Raw genomic sequence first — 13868 nt, forward strand, 5'->3', positions numbered from 1 at the left:
TCTTAGGAGCCGAAGGCCACCAACCTGCTCTCGATCGCGCGCCCGGGAATGCACTCGCTCGCCGGCGCCGACCATGCCACTCGCGGTGATGCGGGCTTGGGAGATCTCTATGTTCGACCAATTGGATTTAGCATCATTCAAGCTCCACCCTGAGCGTGACGCTGTGCTCGGCGAAGTGCATGCGCGCCCGTTTACCGGTCTCGTTTCACCGCTTGGCATGGTCCGCTTCATATTTCTTGCAAAGGGCGACGATGCCGCAAGCGATCGCCGCCGGTTTATCGAGTTCTGCCGGGCGAATAAGGTCCCACCACCGGAGGCGTCTGCGAAGCATCATCAGATCGGGTTCGGACCGGTGGTGCTGCGCTGGGAGCAGCATTCGGAATTTGCTACTTTCACGTGGATCTGGAGCACTGCGAACAGTCCAGCAACGCGGCAATTCGGCGATGTCCGTGACGGCGTTCGATCACTAATCCGCGCACTATCGCAGACCGGAGAATTGCTGGCCGCGATCAAGTTGGAAGTAGAGCGGGGTGCTTCTCCAATGGAACGCGCCGAGCAGATTTTTGACCAAAGTAGTCTGGCGATGGTCAACGTCAAGGGAGGCGCAGGCGCTGTGGCCTCCGACTTCCGCGCAGACAAAAGAGGTTTTACGAGAATTCTAGTCTACGATCTCGGACTGACGCCGCACGATCTCGGCGCACTGGTACAACGTCTCCTGGAAATCGAGACCTACCGCTCGCTAGCGCTGCTTGGTCTGTCGACCGCGCTGGAGCTTGCGCCGTCGGTCGATCGGATCGATCGCCGTCTCGTCGAAGTGCTCGAGGAGATGCAGGGCGCCGAAGGGCTGAAGGTCAACAACCATCTGCTTGAGGAACTGACCGCATTGGCCGTCTCCTTCGAAAGAGACGTCGCCGGCAGTCTGTTTCGCTTCGGGGCCAGCAGAGCATACAACGAGCTGGTACAATCCCGACTGTCGATCATCGAAGGCGAAGATGTCGTGGGTTATCCGACCTGGTCGTCGTTTCTGGGCCGCCGTATGACGCCCGCGATACGAACCTGTGCGACGATGGAGGAGCGTCAGGCCAACCTATCGGAAAAGTTGGCTCGTGCCGCCGATCTGTTGCGAACGCGCGTCGACGTCGAAATCGAGCAACAGAATCGTGATCTTCTACGTTCGATCAACGAGCGCACGCGACAGCAACTCCGGCTGCAGTCTACGGTGGAGGGGTTGTCAGTCGGGGCCATCGGATACTATGTGGTCAGCCTGTTTGCCTATCTCGCAAAGGGCGCGCAGGACGTCGGACTGCACGTAGAGCCCGCGTCCGTCACCGCGGCCTTCGTGCCGATCGCCGTCGGTGTGATCTGGCTGGTGAGCTACAACATTCGGAAGCGGCACCTCAAGCCCGACGATGCACCGTCCAGGGTTCGCAAATAAGTCTGCCAAAGGCGAGAATCTCGCTGTGCACGCGAGGCTCGGCGATGTGCATGTTTCAATTTCGTGTGGGCGCCCGGCCGCGGCGCGCCTCTGCGTGATCTGCCACCGTGAAGGCTGACTATTCGAGTGTCTTTGTGGATAGGTTGACGCTCTACATTGTCATAGATCCAACGGATCGGCGAGGCAATCAGGCGGCTCGGCGTGGTTCCGTACGAGCACGGGATGTTTGGGGCGCACATCGTGCTTTGTCGGCGTGATGTTCGGTTTGCTACAAAATTGTTCGAGAGTGACCGAGCGCAGCGCATCAATGCGAATGACCGCAAGGGAAGAGCACCCGAACAGAAATGTGCTGCCCAAATGGCCGAAACAGCCCGCTGAGACCGCTTTGATCTTGATGAAGGTCTCGCAATCGGGCGCGAATGGATACAAGTTGACATCAGCTGGATTCACGCTGTTCGAGGATATGAGAAGTTTGCAACAAAATGTAAGCTCGCCTCGGCACGCCACTTGCTTTGTTCCAACCAGCATCACTAGGCCCCCCCTGGTGGTGTAGGGGCGGACTCGGCGCTTTTCCAGGTCCAGGCGTCGAGGCCGCCCTGCGATACTTTCGACGGCCCGCCGTCGGGAAACGATATCAAAGGGTATGTCGGGATCCCTACCGCTGCGGTCACGTTCGGCCGTACTTCCGAGCCCGTCTTGTCATCATGCTGTACGAACCCGAAATCCGGCGCATGGCGGGATCAACGTTGCCAAGAGCCGGGACCGTGCGAGCGGCACGGGCTTGTCGGCCTTTGCGATCTCTTGGGAGAGGTCCGCTTCGCGCGATGGACTCGATCGTAGAATCTGAATCTTCCAGCCGAGGAATTCCATCGGAGGAATAAGCGAGATTGGGCTCTCTACGAAGTCGGAAAGCGGCGTAGCTGCGACTTGCGTTGCGGCTAGTGTGCCGAATCGCTCACGGGCCAATGGAAGACGCATGTGCCGGATACGATCGGCGTCCAATATTCCACTCGCATCCCACACATAATATGGCCCGTGCGACAATCGTGCAGCGCTCCGCACGCTCGCGGGATGGCACCGATTATAACAACTTGAAGAGCATAGATCCAACCAGCTTGTATGGCCCTAGATCTGTCTGCGCACCGCGATCATGGTCGATGCCAGAGGCCGGGCCAATTCGGTTAAGATGCTAGATTCTGAATGGCCGAATGATCGGGGCCTCTGAAATGCGCCTCGCCGCCGGAGCCGTTCAATTGTGCCTCGCACCTCATCACGCCGAGCGCCAATGGCACCGGCAAGGCCGCCTTTGCCAAAGATGGACACTGGAGAAAGTCTGCGTCTCAGGCTCACAGCGAAGCGCAAGGTTAGTCATCTAGGTGGCGCGGTTGGTGCAGTCATCCAGCAAGGCCGCTCGTAAGCGCCAGATCCGAGATGAGGGCGCTCACGCAGTAAGGTTGGCCCGCTTCTTGCTGCCCGTGCGTCCATCGATGCGTCAAAGAAGACGAGAGGGTTCATGGAGGGGGCGACGGAAACATTCTATAGCGTAATCAGGCGACAGGGCATCACGCGCCGAAGCTTTCATAAATTCTGCAGCCTGATGGCGGCGAGCCTCGGGCTTGCGCCGCTGGGGGCGAGCCGCATTGCAACCGCGCTCGAAACAGAGCCACGAATGCCGGTGATTTGGATGCATGGGCTCGAATGCACCTGCTGCTCTGAGAGCTTCATCCGTTCCGCTCATCCCTTGGTGAAGGATGCCGTGCTGTCGATGATCTCGCTCGACTATGACGACACCATTATGGCGGCAGCCGGACATCAGGCCGAAGCGATCCTCCAAGAGACCCGCGCCAAGTACAGGGGCCGGTATGTGCTCGCGGTCGAAGGCAATCCGCCCCTGAACGAGGGCGGCATGTTCTGCATCGACGGCGGCAAGCCTTTCGTCGAGAAACTGAAGATGATGGCCGAGGACGCGATGGCCGTCATCGCCTGGGGCACGTGCGCCTCCTGGGGCTGCGTTCAGGCGGCCAGGCCCAATCCGACGCGGGCAACGCCCATCGACAAGGTCATAACCAACAAGCCGGTCATCAAGGTGCCGGGATGTCCACCGATCGCCGAGGTCATGACCGGTATCGTCACCTTCATTATCACCTTCGGCAAATTGCCCGAGCTCGATCGCCAGGGCCGGCCCAAGATGTTCTATTCGCAGCGCATCCACGACAAATGCTACCGGAGGTCGCATTTCGATGCAGGCCAATTCGTCGAGGAATGGGACGACGAGGCGGCGCGCAAAGGATATTGCCTGTATAAGATCGGCTGCAAGGGACCAACTACCTACAACGCCTGTTCGACGGTGCGCTGGAACGGTGGCATCTCCTTCCCGATCCAGTCCGGCCACGGCTGCATCGGCTGCTCGGAAGACGGGTTCTGGGACAAGGGCTCGTTCTACGACCGCCTCACCAGCATCAAGCAGTTCGACATCGAGAAGAATGCCGACCAGATTGGCATGGCGGTAGTGGGCGCCGTGGGAGCTGCGGTCGGCGCGCATGCCGCGGTGACGGCAGTAAAGTGGCTCGCCAGCAAGCGCGAAGACGCAAACCAAGATCACTAGTCGATTTGAGGGACCGCAAGCGATGGGCATCCGGACACCCAACGGGTTCAAGCTCGACGATTCCGGCAGGCGCATCATTGTTGATCCGCTGACCCGGATCGAAGGTCACATGCGGGTCGAGGTCAATGTCGACTCCGACAACGTGATCCGCAATGCAGTCTCCACCGGCACGATGTGGCGGGGCATAGAGACCATCTTGAGGGGCCGCGATCCGCGCGACGCCTGGGCCTTCACCGAGCGGATCTGCGGCGTCTGTACCGGAACGCATGCGCTCACTTCAGTGCGCGGTGTCGAGAATGCGCTCGGTATCACCATTCCGGAGAACGCCAACTCGATCCGCAACATGATGCAGCTGTGCCTTCTGGTGCATGACCATCTCGTGCACTTCTATCACCTGCATGCGCTCGACTGGGTCGACGTAATCTCGGCACTCAAGGCTGATCCGAAGGCGACATCGGCGCTGGCGCAGTCGGCCTCGTCCTGGCCGTTGTCTTCGCCCGGCTATTTCAAGGATCTCCAGATCAGGCTGACGAAGTTCGTCGCATCCGGCCAGCTTGGACCGTTCAAGAACGGTTATTGGGGCCATGCCGCCTACAAGCTGCCCTCCGAAGCGAACCTGATGGTGGTCGCGCATTATCTGGAAGCGCTCGATTTCCAGAAGGATATCGTCAAGATCCATGCCATCTACGGCGGCAAGAACCCGCATCCGAACTGGCTGGTCGGCGGCGTGCCCTGTGCAATCAATGTCGACAGCACCGGCGCGGTTGGCGCCGTCAACATGGAGCGGCTCAACCTCGTCTCCTCCGTCATCAATCGCTGCATCGAGTTCGCCGAAAAGGTCTATTTGCCCGACATCGTTACGATTGGCTCGTTCTACAAGGACTGGCTCTATGGCGGCGGCCTCTCGGGCAAGAGTGTGATGGCCTATGGCGACATCCCGGAGACGGCTAACGACTATTCGGCCGGTAATTTGAAGCTGCCGCGCGGCGTGATCATTAACGGCAACCTCAATGAAGTGCTGCCAATCGATCATGCGGACCCCGAGCAGATCCAGGAGTTCGTCACCCACTCCTGGTACAAATATGCCGATGAGTCTAAGGGCCTGCATCCCTGGGAAGGCGTTACCGAGCCGAACTATGTGCTCGGTCCCAATGCTAAGGGCACCAAGACCGACATCAAGGAGCTCGACGAGGGTGGTAAGTATTCCTGGATCAAGGCGCCGCGCTGGCGCGGCAATGCGGTGGAGGTTGGACCACTCGCCCGTTACATCATCGGCTATGCGCAGAACAAGCCCGAGTTCAAGGAGCCAACAGAAAGGCTGCTCAGGACGCTCGGCCTGCCCCTCATCGCGCTGTTCTCCACACTCGGCCGTACCGCGGCGCGGGCGCTGGAATGCCAATGGGCGGCGCACCAGATGCGCCACTTCCAAGACAAGGTGGTCGCGCGCATCAAAGCCGGTGACTCCTCGACCGCGAATGTCGACAAATGGAAGCCGCATAGCTGGCCGCAGGAAGCAAAAGGCTACGGGTTCACCGAGGCCCCGCGCGGCGCGCTCGCGCACTGGATCAAGATCAAAGAAGCTAAAATCGACAACTACCAGTGCGTGGTGCCCACCACCTGGAACGGCTCGCCGCGGGATCCCAAGGGCAATATCGGCGCCTTTGAAGCTTCGTTGATGGATACGCCCATGGCGGATCTGCAACAGCCGCTGGAGATCCTGCGCACCATCCACTCCTTCGATCCGTGCCTAGCGTGTTCGACGCATGTGATGTCGCCGGACGGCCAGGAAATGGCGATGGTTAAGGTTAGTTAATGAGGAAGGAACGCCCTGATGAGTGCAGTTGCGCCCCCGGCGGAAACTGAGCCGGACCTTGACGCGACCGATGCCGCCGGTGAGCAGGCCATTGCCGGGCCCGTGTATATCTACGAAGCGCCGGTGCGCATCTGCCACTGGGTGAGCGCGTTTTCGATTTTCCTGTTGGCGGTCACCGGCTATCTGATCGGAACGCCGCTGCCGTCGTTCGCGGGCGAAGCGTCCGACAACTTCGTGATGGGCTATATCCGCTTTGCCCATTTTGCGGCAGGACAGGTGCTCGCAGTGTCCTTTCTCACCCGCATCCTATGGGCCTTCGCCGGCAACTACCATTCCCGGCAGATATTCTACGTTCCCGTGTATCGTAGACAGTTCTGGAAGGACGTCTTGCACGAGGTCCGCTGCTATGCCTTCCTAGAGCGCAAGCCGAAGATGTATCTCGGCCATAATCCGCTGGCGCAGACCGCGATGTTCACGTGCTTCACGTCGGGCGTGGCCTTCATGATTGTCACGGGATTGGCCCTCTATTCGGAAGGCACCGGGTACGACAGCTGGCAGCACAAGCTGTTCGGCTGGGTGTTTGCAATCTGGCCGAACAGCCAGGATGTGCGCACTTGGCACCATCTGGGCATGTGGATGCTGATCATATTCTTGATGCTGCACGTCTATGCCGTCATTCGCGAAGATATCATGTCGCGCCGGAGCATTATCTCCTCGATGATCTCCGGTGTACGTCAGTACCGAGACCCGCCGAGCAGGTCGGTGCCGACATGTTTACAGCCAACGCGCATCCTGGTGCTCGGTATCGGCAACATTCTTTGGGCAGACGAAGGGTTTGGGGTGCGGGCGGTGGAAGAATTCCATCGCCGATACGCGGTACCCGATAACGTCACCATCCTGGATGGGGGTACGCAGGGGCTCCAACTTGTGAACTATCTTCGGGAAGCTGACAGCCTGATCGTATTCGACGCGGTCGATTATGGCCTGGAGCCTGGACAGTTGAAGGTCGTGCGTGACGGAGATGTGCCGCGCTTCACCGGCGTTAGGAAGATGAGCCTGCATCATACCGGTTTGCAGGAGGTTATCAGTGCAACTGATCTGCTCGGACATTGCCCAAAACACCTCGTGCTGGTCGGTTGTCAGCCACTCGACCTCGAGGACTGGGGCGGGTCCCTGACACAGGCGGTGCGCAATCAGATCGATCCTGCGGTTGAACTTGCCAGCTCAATCCTAGCTGAATGGGGCGTGAAGGTAACGGCCCGCATTGCACCATTGCAGGAATCCGAGTGGTTGCTCGCCAACGGCATCGATCACCTGCATTACGAGATGAGAGCGTGGACCTGAACGGTCAGCGAGCTGTCGGAGACATCGCAGATGTGTCTTGGTTTGCCCATGACGATTATCGAAACCGACGGCATCTCGGCGCTTTGCGAGTTTCGAGGCGTACGGCGGCGCGTCTCGGTGCTTTTGCTCTCCAGTCCGCCTGTCCATGCCAAGGTGCTGGTCCATCTCGAAACAGCGGTTCGGCGTCTAGAGGATCAAGAAGCGCGGCTGATTGCCGATGCGATTGAAGGCATCGGCGCGGCGCTCAACGGCGAGGCTTGCGATCGCTTCTTCTGCGACCTGATCGACCGCGAGCCGATACTGCCCGAGCATCTCCGGCTCGATCTGGCCAATGGCCATCTTCGGCACTCCAATACGAACGATACGACAAGTGCCGGGCTCAGGGAAACTGCTGCGAAGCCGGAAGACGAGCCTCAGGTTCAAAGAGATGACTGTGATCCGGTCTCAGCAGCGGACTTTTCCGCATGAGAAAATATCTGAAACGGTCAGAATCGGAAGAACTATGCAGCGGGAACGCCTGATGTGCTGCCACATGGCCGGTCCGAGGTCGATTTTACTTGCCTCGATCGCTCTCCAGCCGCGTCCGATGAGGCAGGAGTGGTGACCGTGTTGTTGTCGGCGGGCGATCCCGAAAGACTTGCGGAGGCGACCGAGGCTGCCGTCGTTCCGCCCGAGCTGATCAATGAGTGTATTGGGCGGCTGCGTGGCGCGGTGATCGCACGCAAGGCCGAGGATGACCTCGCTCAGGGCTCTTTAATGCGAGTACAGCCGATGGTGATGTGGCTCGCCAAGGCGCAAACACTTGGGCTGATCGCAAGAACAATTAAGGCTTGGTCGATCCATGTCGACCATATCTCCAAGCCGATCGGCCGACTGCACCGAGGGGCCGCCGCAGTCGTCTCGTACCATAAATCGCTGGGTGTCGGACTATGAAGGCGGGCCACTGGTCAGAGGCTGAAGACGCGGAGCAGCGAGTCTACCGCGAGCAGGGCTTGGACGCAGCTGGCGGCATCCTGACGGCAGCGGGCGCTTTGGCGAAGCTTGCGTCGCTCGATAGTGCGGAGCTGGCCAGGAACTGCCCGAGGGCGGTCGAGCTATTGTCGAAGCTCGCTATCACTATCGCCAGCCGAGAGGTCGCCGCCTCGACGCGACTGTTCAGGCTCGGCAATCTCGACGACCTTGAACGCAAGCTGATTGCCGATGTGCTCGGCGAAGGCGAAGTGGCCGGCCTCATCGCGCTGCCGGATGGATCGCTCGCGCAAATCCAGGAATCGGTGTTGGCCGGAATCTGGCGCGTGCGGCTCGAGACGGATGAGGCATCGGAATATCTCGAGGTCGGCGCCATCCCGGAAATCGTGAAGCGCGCGGCCTCCGATTTCACGACAGCAGATTTCGAGATCGGGCAGGTGCCGGACGGATCCATGAACGTGCTGCCGGTGCTTGCCGAAATCCGAGAGCGTGCGCTGGCTTGGCGCCCGGGCATGCTCTCGCAGATCGTCAATTTCACGCGGCTGCCGATGAGTCCAGTCGACATGAGCTTCCTCCATGAGACGATCCGGAATGGGCCGGTCCAACTCGTCTCGCGCGGCTACGGCACATGTCGCATGTTAGCGACCGGAATCCGCAATGTCTGGTCGGTGCAGTTCTTCAATGCGATGGACACCATCATCCTCGACACGCTCGAGATCGGCGGCGTGCCGAAGGTCGCACTCGCGGCCGACGAGGATTTCGAGGATTCCGCCGAGCGGATGCGCGAAATCATCGTGGCCTATTTCAAATGAAGGGTTTCGAGTATTTTGACGTGCGCCAGCATCTTACCGACGGCACGCGGCTGGAATGCGGCATCCGGTCTATGATGTCGCAGATGGCGAGGCGCAGGTCGCGCCTAACACACGGATCGGTTCGTCGCCGGAGGACTGGCACTGTCCGAATTGCGACGCCTCGAGATCCAACTTCCCGGCGATGGAATGGGGATGGGCAAGGCGCATATCCAGCTCAGCGCGGCCAATACCGTTGTGTGGGGCGAACGGTCGGCCGGCGCTTATCGCAAGATCGGCGATCGCGCGATGCGGCGGTCGGTTCCCGCCTCTTCATTGTGACGGAGCGGCATCCATGAGCCCGGCCTTCCTCAACGAGATCGACATCACGGTCTGGCGCGCCGGCCGCACCATCGAGGACGTTGCAATCGTACCGCGCGGCCGACCGTCCTTGACGCGCCTGTTTGCGGGAAAGCCGGTCGCGTCGTTGCTGTCTGTCCTGCCGCGCCTATTCTCGGTGTGCTCGGCAGCCCATCAGGCGGCATTCCTGTCGGCGGTCGAGGCTGCGCACGGCAAAGCATCCTCTGCCGAGACATTGCAGCGCCGCGTCACGGCCGTGATTGCCGAGCGTCTGACCGAGCTGGTGCGGGGGCTGTTCGTAGGTTGGCGCACGCTGGACCGCCGGAGTGCCGCCGTGGCTCGTGCCGCGATGCTCGCCACGACCGTGCTCAGCAGCGGCGAGGGTTCGTCACGGGGCCGGGCCGTGTCGCAGATCTGGACGTCGCTTAACGCGCTAGGCATCACGGGCGAAGAGCTGGCACCGGCGCCGGGTAGCGCACTGGCCACGCATCTTGCGAGCCTCAACGGCAACGCGCTGTCGCTTTCGGTGGTCGAGCAGTCATTCTTGTCAGCGGCCGACGATCTTGACGTCGTCATGCGGATGGTGGCAGACGGCCCAGCCTTTTCCGGTGCGCCCGACCTTAACGGCCGCATTCCGGAGACCGGCGTCTGGGCGCGCCGGATCGGGCGTGAGTCGACCGTTCCGCGGGACGCCGGCCCTGCCGAGCGCCTGAACGCGCGGATCACTGAGATTGCCCGGCTTTGCGCCTGGCTTGAAGGCAGGACTCAAGTGCTGGAAAATGGCATCATCGAGGGCTATCGCCTCGGTGCCGGCAAAGGTGCGGCCGCTGTCGAATGCGCGCGCGGCCGGCTTTACCATGCCATTGTGCTCGACAACGACGATTGCATCGTCCGTTTCGAATTCCTAGCCCCGACAGAATGGAACTTCCATGCGCGCGGACCGCTGGTCCGCAGGCTGCGAGGCTCCCTGCCGGCGGACGGGCGGCAGGGCCAGGACGCGGTCCAAAACCTCGTCAGCTCGTTCGATCCATGCGTCGGCTTCACGCTCAGCTTCCGCGAGGTCGGTCATGCATGAAATGGCGCTATGCGAAGGGATCATCGGGATCGTCGAGGAGGAAGCGCGCAAGCACTCGTTCTCCAGGGTGAAGGTGGTATTCCTTGAGATCGGAGCGCTCAGTCATGCTGCGCCGGAGGCGATGACGTTCTGCTTCGAGGCGGTCGCCGCGCGGACCATTGCGCGAGGCGCGAGGCTCGAAATTGTCAAGACGCCCGCAATAGCTTGGTGCGTGGCCTGCTCGACGAGCATCGAGATCAGGCACCGTTATGGACCGTGTCCCCTCTGCGGCAGTCATCGATTGCAGGTGACCGGCGGGGAAGAAATGCGCGTCAAGGAACTGGAGGTCGACTAATGTGTACGGTTTGCGGCTGCGGTGACAGAAAGTGGGTCGTCGAGCATGCACGTGATTATCATCATGATCACGGTGGACGGCATCATCACCCTCATGGACCTGGCCACGATCGCCATCACCATCATCATGGTGGCGCCCATATTGAGGAGCATGGCGACGTCGGGCTGCTCGATTGCGGTGCGAATCCGGCTGGCCGCCGGATCTCCGGCATGAGCCGCGATCGTACCATCCAGGTCGAACGCGACATCCTCGGCAAGAACGAAAAGCTCGCCGGCGACAACCGCGCACGCTTCCGTGCTGATGGTGTGCTCGCGTTCAACTTGGTCTCGAGCCCCGGCGCAGGCAAGACCTCGCTGTTAGTTCGCGCCGTCCTTGAACTGAAACACAGCTTTCCGATCGGCGTGATCGAGGGCGACCAGCAGACGTGCAACGACGCCGAGCGGATCCGCGCGACCGGCGTGCCGGCCATCCAGATCAACACCGGCAAGGGCTGCCATCTCGATGCCGCGATGGTGGGCGCGGCCTATGACCGGCTGCCTGGCCTGAACAGCGGCGTTCTTTTTATCGAGAATGTCGGCAATCTCGTCTGTCCTGCGGGATTCGATCTCGGCGAAGCCTGCAAGATCGTGGTGTTCTCGACCGCCGAGGGCGAAGACAAGCCGCTCAAATATCCCGACATGTTCGCTGCCTCGTCCCTGATGCTGATCAACAAGATCGATCTTCTCCCCGTGCTCGGTTTCGATCTCGCCAGGACTATCGAATTCGCGCGGCGAGTTAACCCCCGGATCGAGGTGCTGACGGTGTCGGCGCGCACTGGTGAAGGATTGGCGGCATTCTATGCCTGGATCCGCAAGCAATCGGAGAAGATGAAGCCGGTCGATATGGTCACCGCGGGATGATCGTGCGCGGTGAGACCACGGCTCAGAATGGAAAGCGGCTACGCCTGCATGTGCGCGGCGCCGTGCAGGGCGTCGGGTTTCGACCCTATGTCTATGGCCTCGCTGCGCGCTATCGCCTCGGCGGCTTCGTCGCTAACGATCCGCACGGCGTTGTGATCGAAGTCGAGGGCGAGCGCATGTCCGATTTCGTCGCTGCACTGCCGCTTGAAAAGCCGCCGCTCGCGCGGATTGACGGGATTTCCATCCAGGGCATCGCTGCCGTCTTGAGCGACGAATTCTGCATTCGCGCCAGCGGACAGGGCAAGGTTTCGACGCGGATCGTCGCGGACGCCGCGACCTGTCCGCAGTGTCTGAGCGAGCTGTTCGATCCGAGCAGCCGCTTCCATCTTTATCCCTTCGTCAACTGCACCCATTGCGGCCCGCGCTTTACCATCGCCGAGCAGCTGCCCTATGATCGCTCCGCCACGGCGATGAAGCGCTTCGCCATGTGCGCGGCGTGCGCGAACGACTATGCCGATCCCACAAGCCGGCGATTCCATGCCGAGACGATCGCCTGTCCGCAGTGTGGCCCGAGGCTCAGCCATAGTGCGGGCGAGATCGCGGCTACGATCGCCGCGGGCAAGATCGTCGCGATCAAGGGGCTCGGCGGCTATCAGCTCATCTGCGACGCGCGCGACGATAGTGTCGTGCAGTGCCTGCGTCGGCGAAAACAGCGGGACCAGAAGCCTTTTGCCGTGATGGTGGGGTCGGTTGACGCGGTTTCGGAGATCGCCGAGGCCAACATGGCTGAACTTGCCCTGCTGGAATCCTCGCCTCGGCCGATCGTGTTGTTGATGTCACGCCAACGGCTTGCATCCGCGATCGCACCGGAGCTGTCGCGCATCGGCGTCATGTTGCCGGTCGCTCCGCTACATCACCTGGTGTTCCATGAACTGAATTCGAGCCATCCGCGGACGGACAGAAACTGGGTGATCGTCGCGACCAGCGCCAATCCCGGCGGCGAGCCGCTTTTGATCGACAATCGGGAGGCGGAGCAGCGCCTTGGGGCGATTGCGGATCTTATCGTCACCCATGATCGCGCCATCGTGACACGCGTCGACGATTCGGTTGCGTCGGTCGTGGCGGGACGGATGCGGTTCATTCGTCGGGCGAGGGGCTATGTTCCCGAGCCGGTCCGGCTTGCGCGGCCGCTGCCTCCAGTGCTCGCCGTCGGCGGCGCCTTGAAATCGACGATCACGGTCACGCGTGGCAACGAGGCCTTCGTATCCCAGCACATCGGCGATCTCGATACCGTAGAAGGCATCCGCTTCTTCGAGGAAACTGTGCGACACCTGATCGCGATACTGGATGTCGAACCGGTCGTCATTGCGCATGACCTGCATCCCAATATGGCATCGACCCGCTTCGCCGAGGCGAGCAGCCAGCGGCTGGTCGCTGTCCAGCATCACCATGCTCATGCTGCCTCGGTCATGGCGGAGCACGGTATCGAGGGATCTGCGCTCGCGCTCGTGCTCGATGGCTACGGCTATGGCAGCGATGGTGGTAATTGGGGCGGCGAAATTTTGCTCTGTGAAGGAGCGCGCTTCCAGCGGATCGGACATTTGGCGCCGCTCAAGATGCCGGGCGGAGAGCGCGCTGCGCGCGAGCCATGGCGAATGGCGGCGAGCGTGCTGCATTCCCTGGGGCGTGGCGAGGCGATCCCGCGCCGGTTCGCGAGCCGGCCGCAGGCCGGACGCCTCTGCGCGTTGCTCGACCAATCCGACGTGCCCGTGACGACCAGCGCCGGCCGGCTGTTCGATGCGGCGGCGGGACTGCTGGGTCTCTCCTCCGTCCAGAGCTATGAGGGCGAGGCCGCGCTGAAGCTGGAGGCGTGCGTGCGCGGCTCCCGTGTCGCAGACGATGGGTGGGTCATCGAAGACGGCGTGCTGTCAATGCATCCGCTGCTCGATTGCCTGAGCGCCGATGCGCTCGATCCGACCGAAGGAGCCGAACTCTTCCATGGCACCTTTGCCGCCGCTTGCGTTGACTGGATCACGCGTGCGGCGCAGCAGACAGGTCTCAAGACCGTGACTTTAAGTGGCGGCTGCTTCCTCAATGCCATCCTCGCTGAAGAGATCGAGCGCGGCTGCCTCGCCGTCGGTCTCAGGCCGCTGCTTCCGGGCCAGGTGCCACCCAACGACGGTGGCCTGAGCCTCGGGCAGGCCTGGATCGCGGCCCTGCTACTCCTCGAACACCAAGGCTCATAA

General features: G+C 61.3%; 12 protein-coding genes and 3 pseudogenes. 14 read left to right on the plus strand and 1 reads right to left on the minus strand.

From position 1 onward, the window contains the following. Window positions 1-109 precede the first annotated feature (109 nt). Window positions 110-1435, plus strand: coding sequence for a DUF3422 family protein (locus NLM32_RS10305; RefSeq protein ID WP_254128897.1), 1326 nt, complete (start codon window positions 110-112; stop codon window positions 1433-1435). Window positions 1436-1594: 159 nt separating this feature from the next. On the opposite strand, the gene NLM32_RS10310 is transcribed toward NLM32_RS10305, so the two are convergent. Then, on the minus strand, window positions 1595-1963 hold the full coding sequence (locus tag NLM32_RS10310) for a hypothetical protein (RefSeq protein WP_254128898.1): 369 nt from the start codon (window positions 1961-1963) through the stop codon (window positions 1595-1597). A gap of 985 nt (window positions 1964-2948) precedes the next feature. Between NLM32_RS10310 and NLM32_RS10315 the strand changes: the two genes are divergently transcribed. From NLM32_RS10315 to hypF, 13 genes and pseudogenes are all read left to right on the plus strand, one after another. Next, window positions 2949-4040 (plus strand): hydrogenase small subunit, encoded by a 1092-nt coding sequence (locus NLM32_RS10315; RefSeq protein WP_254128899.1) that lies wholly within the window; start codon window positions 2949-2951, stop codon window positions 4038-4040. A gap of 22 nt (window positions 4041-4062) precedes the next feature. Continuing rightward, on the plus strand, window positions 4063-5853 hold the full coding sequence (locus NLM32_RS10320) for a nickel-dependent hydrogenase large subunit (RefSeq protein WP_254128900.1): 1791 nt from the start codon (window positions 4063-4065) through the stop codon (window positions 5851-5853). Window positions 5854-5871: 18 nt separating this feature from the next. After that, a pseudogene (cybH, locus tag NLM32_RS10325) lies at window positions 5872-6600 on the plus strand (Ni/Fe-hydrogenase, b-type cytochrome subunit); the annotation flags it as partial. Between the two features lie 15 nt (window positions 6601-6615). Next, entirely contained in the window at window positions 6616-7197 is a 582-nt protein-coding gene (locus NLM32_RS10330; protein ID WP_254135277.1) for a HyaD/HybD family hydrogenase maturation endopeptidase, read from the plus strand. A gap of 30 nt (window positions 7198-7227) precedes the next feature. Then, window positions 7228-7515, plus strand: a pseudogene (locus tag NLM32_RS10335) (HypC/HybG/HupF family hydrogenase formation chaperone); the annotation flags it as partial. 279 nt (window positions 7516-7794) lie between these two features. Beyond that, complete coding sequence (locus NLM32_RS10340; RefSeq protein ID WP_254128901.1) at window positions 7795-8130, plus strand: hydrogenase accessory protein; 336 nt, start codon at window positions 7795-7797, stop codon at window positions 8128-8130. Further along, on the plus strand, window positions 8127-8978 hold the full coding sequence (locus tag NLM32_RS10345; RefSeq protein WP_254128902.1) for a hydrogenase expression/formation protein: 852 nt from the start codon (window positions 8127-8129) through the stop codon (window positions 8976-8978). The genes NLM32_RS10340 and NLM32_RS10345 overlap by 4 nt, the downstream gene beginning before the upstream one ends. Window positions 8979-9033: 55 nt before the next feature. After that, window positions 9034-9102 (plus strand): annotated as a pseudogene (locus NLM32_RS46080) (hypothetical protein); the annotation flags it as partial. Between the two features lie 68 nt (window positions 9103-9170). Beyond that, entirely contained in the window at window positions 9171-9296 is a 126-nt protein-coding gene (locus tag NLM32_RS45790; protein WP_256562435.1) for a hypothetical protein, read from the plus strand. A gap of 13 nt (window positions 9297-9309) precedes the next feature. Further along, on the plus strand, window positions 9310-10389 hold the full coding sequence (locus NLM32_RS10355) for a hypothetical protein (protein WP_254135278.1): 1080 nt from the start codon (window positions 9310-9312) through the stop codon (window positions 10387-10389). After that, window positions 10382-10723 carry a hydrogenase maturation nickel metallochaperone HypA gene (hypA, locus tag NLM32_RS10360; protein ID WP_254128903.1) on the plus strand — a complete coding sequence of 114 codons (342 nt, stop codon included), beginning with the start codon at window positions 10382-10384 and terminating at the stop codon, window positions 10721-10723. Before NLM32_RS10355 ends, hypA begins: the two co-directional genes overlap by 8 nt. After that, window positions 10723-11622 (plus strand): hydrogenase nickel incorporation protein HypB, encoded by a 900-nt coding sequence (gene hypB / locus NLM32_RS10365; RefSeq protein ID WP_254128904.1) that lies wholly within the window; start codon window positions 10723-10725, stop codon window positions 11620-11622. Before hypA ends, hypB begins: the two co-directional genes overlap by 1 nt. Further along, the gene (hypF, locus tag NLM32_RS10370) at window positions 11619-13868 is read left to right on the plus strand and encodes a carbamoyltransferase HypF (protein ID WP_254128905.1); all 2250 of its coding nucleotides are present in this window, start codon (window positions 11619-11621) and stop codon (window positions 13866-13868) included. The genes hypB and hypF overlap by 4 nt, the downstream gene beginning before the upstream one ends.

The organism is Bradyrhizobium sp. CCGUVB14, assembly GCF_024199935.1.
Lineage (GTDB): Bacteria > Pseudomonadota > Alphaproteobacteria > Rhizobiales > Xanthobacteraceae > Bradyrhizobium.

What these genes read in the sequence shown, in the direction of transcription:
- hypF (WP_254128905.1), top strand. Translation starts at nt 11,619, where the DNA reads ATGATCGTGCGCGGTGAGACCACGGCTCAGAATGGAAAGCGGCTACGC.
- NLM32_RS10305 (WP_254128897.1), top strand. Translation starts at nt 110, where the DNA reads ATGTTCGACCAATTGGATTTAGCATCATTCAAGCTCCACCCTGAGCGT.
- NLM32_RS10355 (WP_254135278.1), top strand. Translation starts at nt 9,310, where the DNA reads ATGAGCCCGGCCTTCCTCAACGAGATCGACATCACGGTCTGGCGCGCC.
- NLM32_RS10315 (WP_254128899.1), top strand. Translation starts at nt 2,949, where the DNA reads ATGGAGGGGGCGACGGAAACATTCTATAGCGTAATCAGGCGACAGGGC.
- hypB (WP_254128904.1), top strand. Translation starts at nt 10,723, where the DNA reads ATGTGTACGGTTTGCGGCTGCGGTGACAGAAAGTGGGTCGTCGAGCAT.
- NLM32_RS10310 (WP_254128898.1), bottom strand. Translation starts at nt 1,963, where the DNA reads ATGCTGGTTGGAACAAAGCAAGTGGCGTGCCGAGGCGAGCTTACATTT.
- NLM32_RS10320 (WP_254128900.1), top strand. Translation starts at nt 4,063, where the DNA reads ATGGGCATCCGGACACCCAACGGGTTCAAGCTCGACGATTCCGGCAGG.
- NLM32_RS45790 (WP_256562435.1), top strand. Translation starts at nt 9,171, where the DNA reads ATGGGCAAGGCGCATATCCAGCTCAGCGCGGCCAATACCGTTGTGTGG.
- NLM32_RS10345 (WP_254128902.1), top strand. Translation starts at nt 8,127, where the DNA reads ATGAAGGCGGGCCACTGGTCAGAGGCTGAAGACGCGGAGCAGCGAGTC.
- hypA (WP_254128903.1), top strand. Translation starts at nt 10,382, where the DNA reads ATGCATGAAATGGCGCTATGCGAAGGGATCATCGGGATCGTCGAGGAG.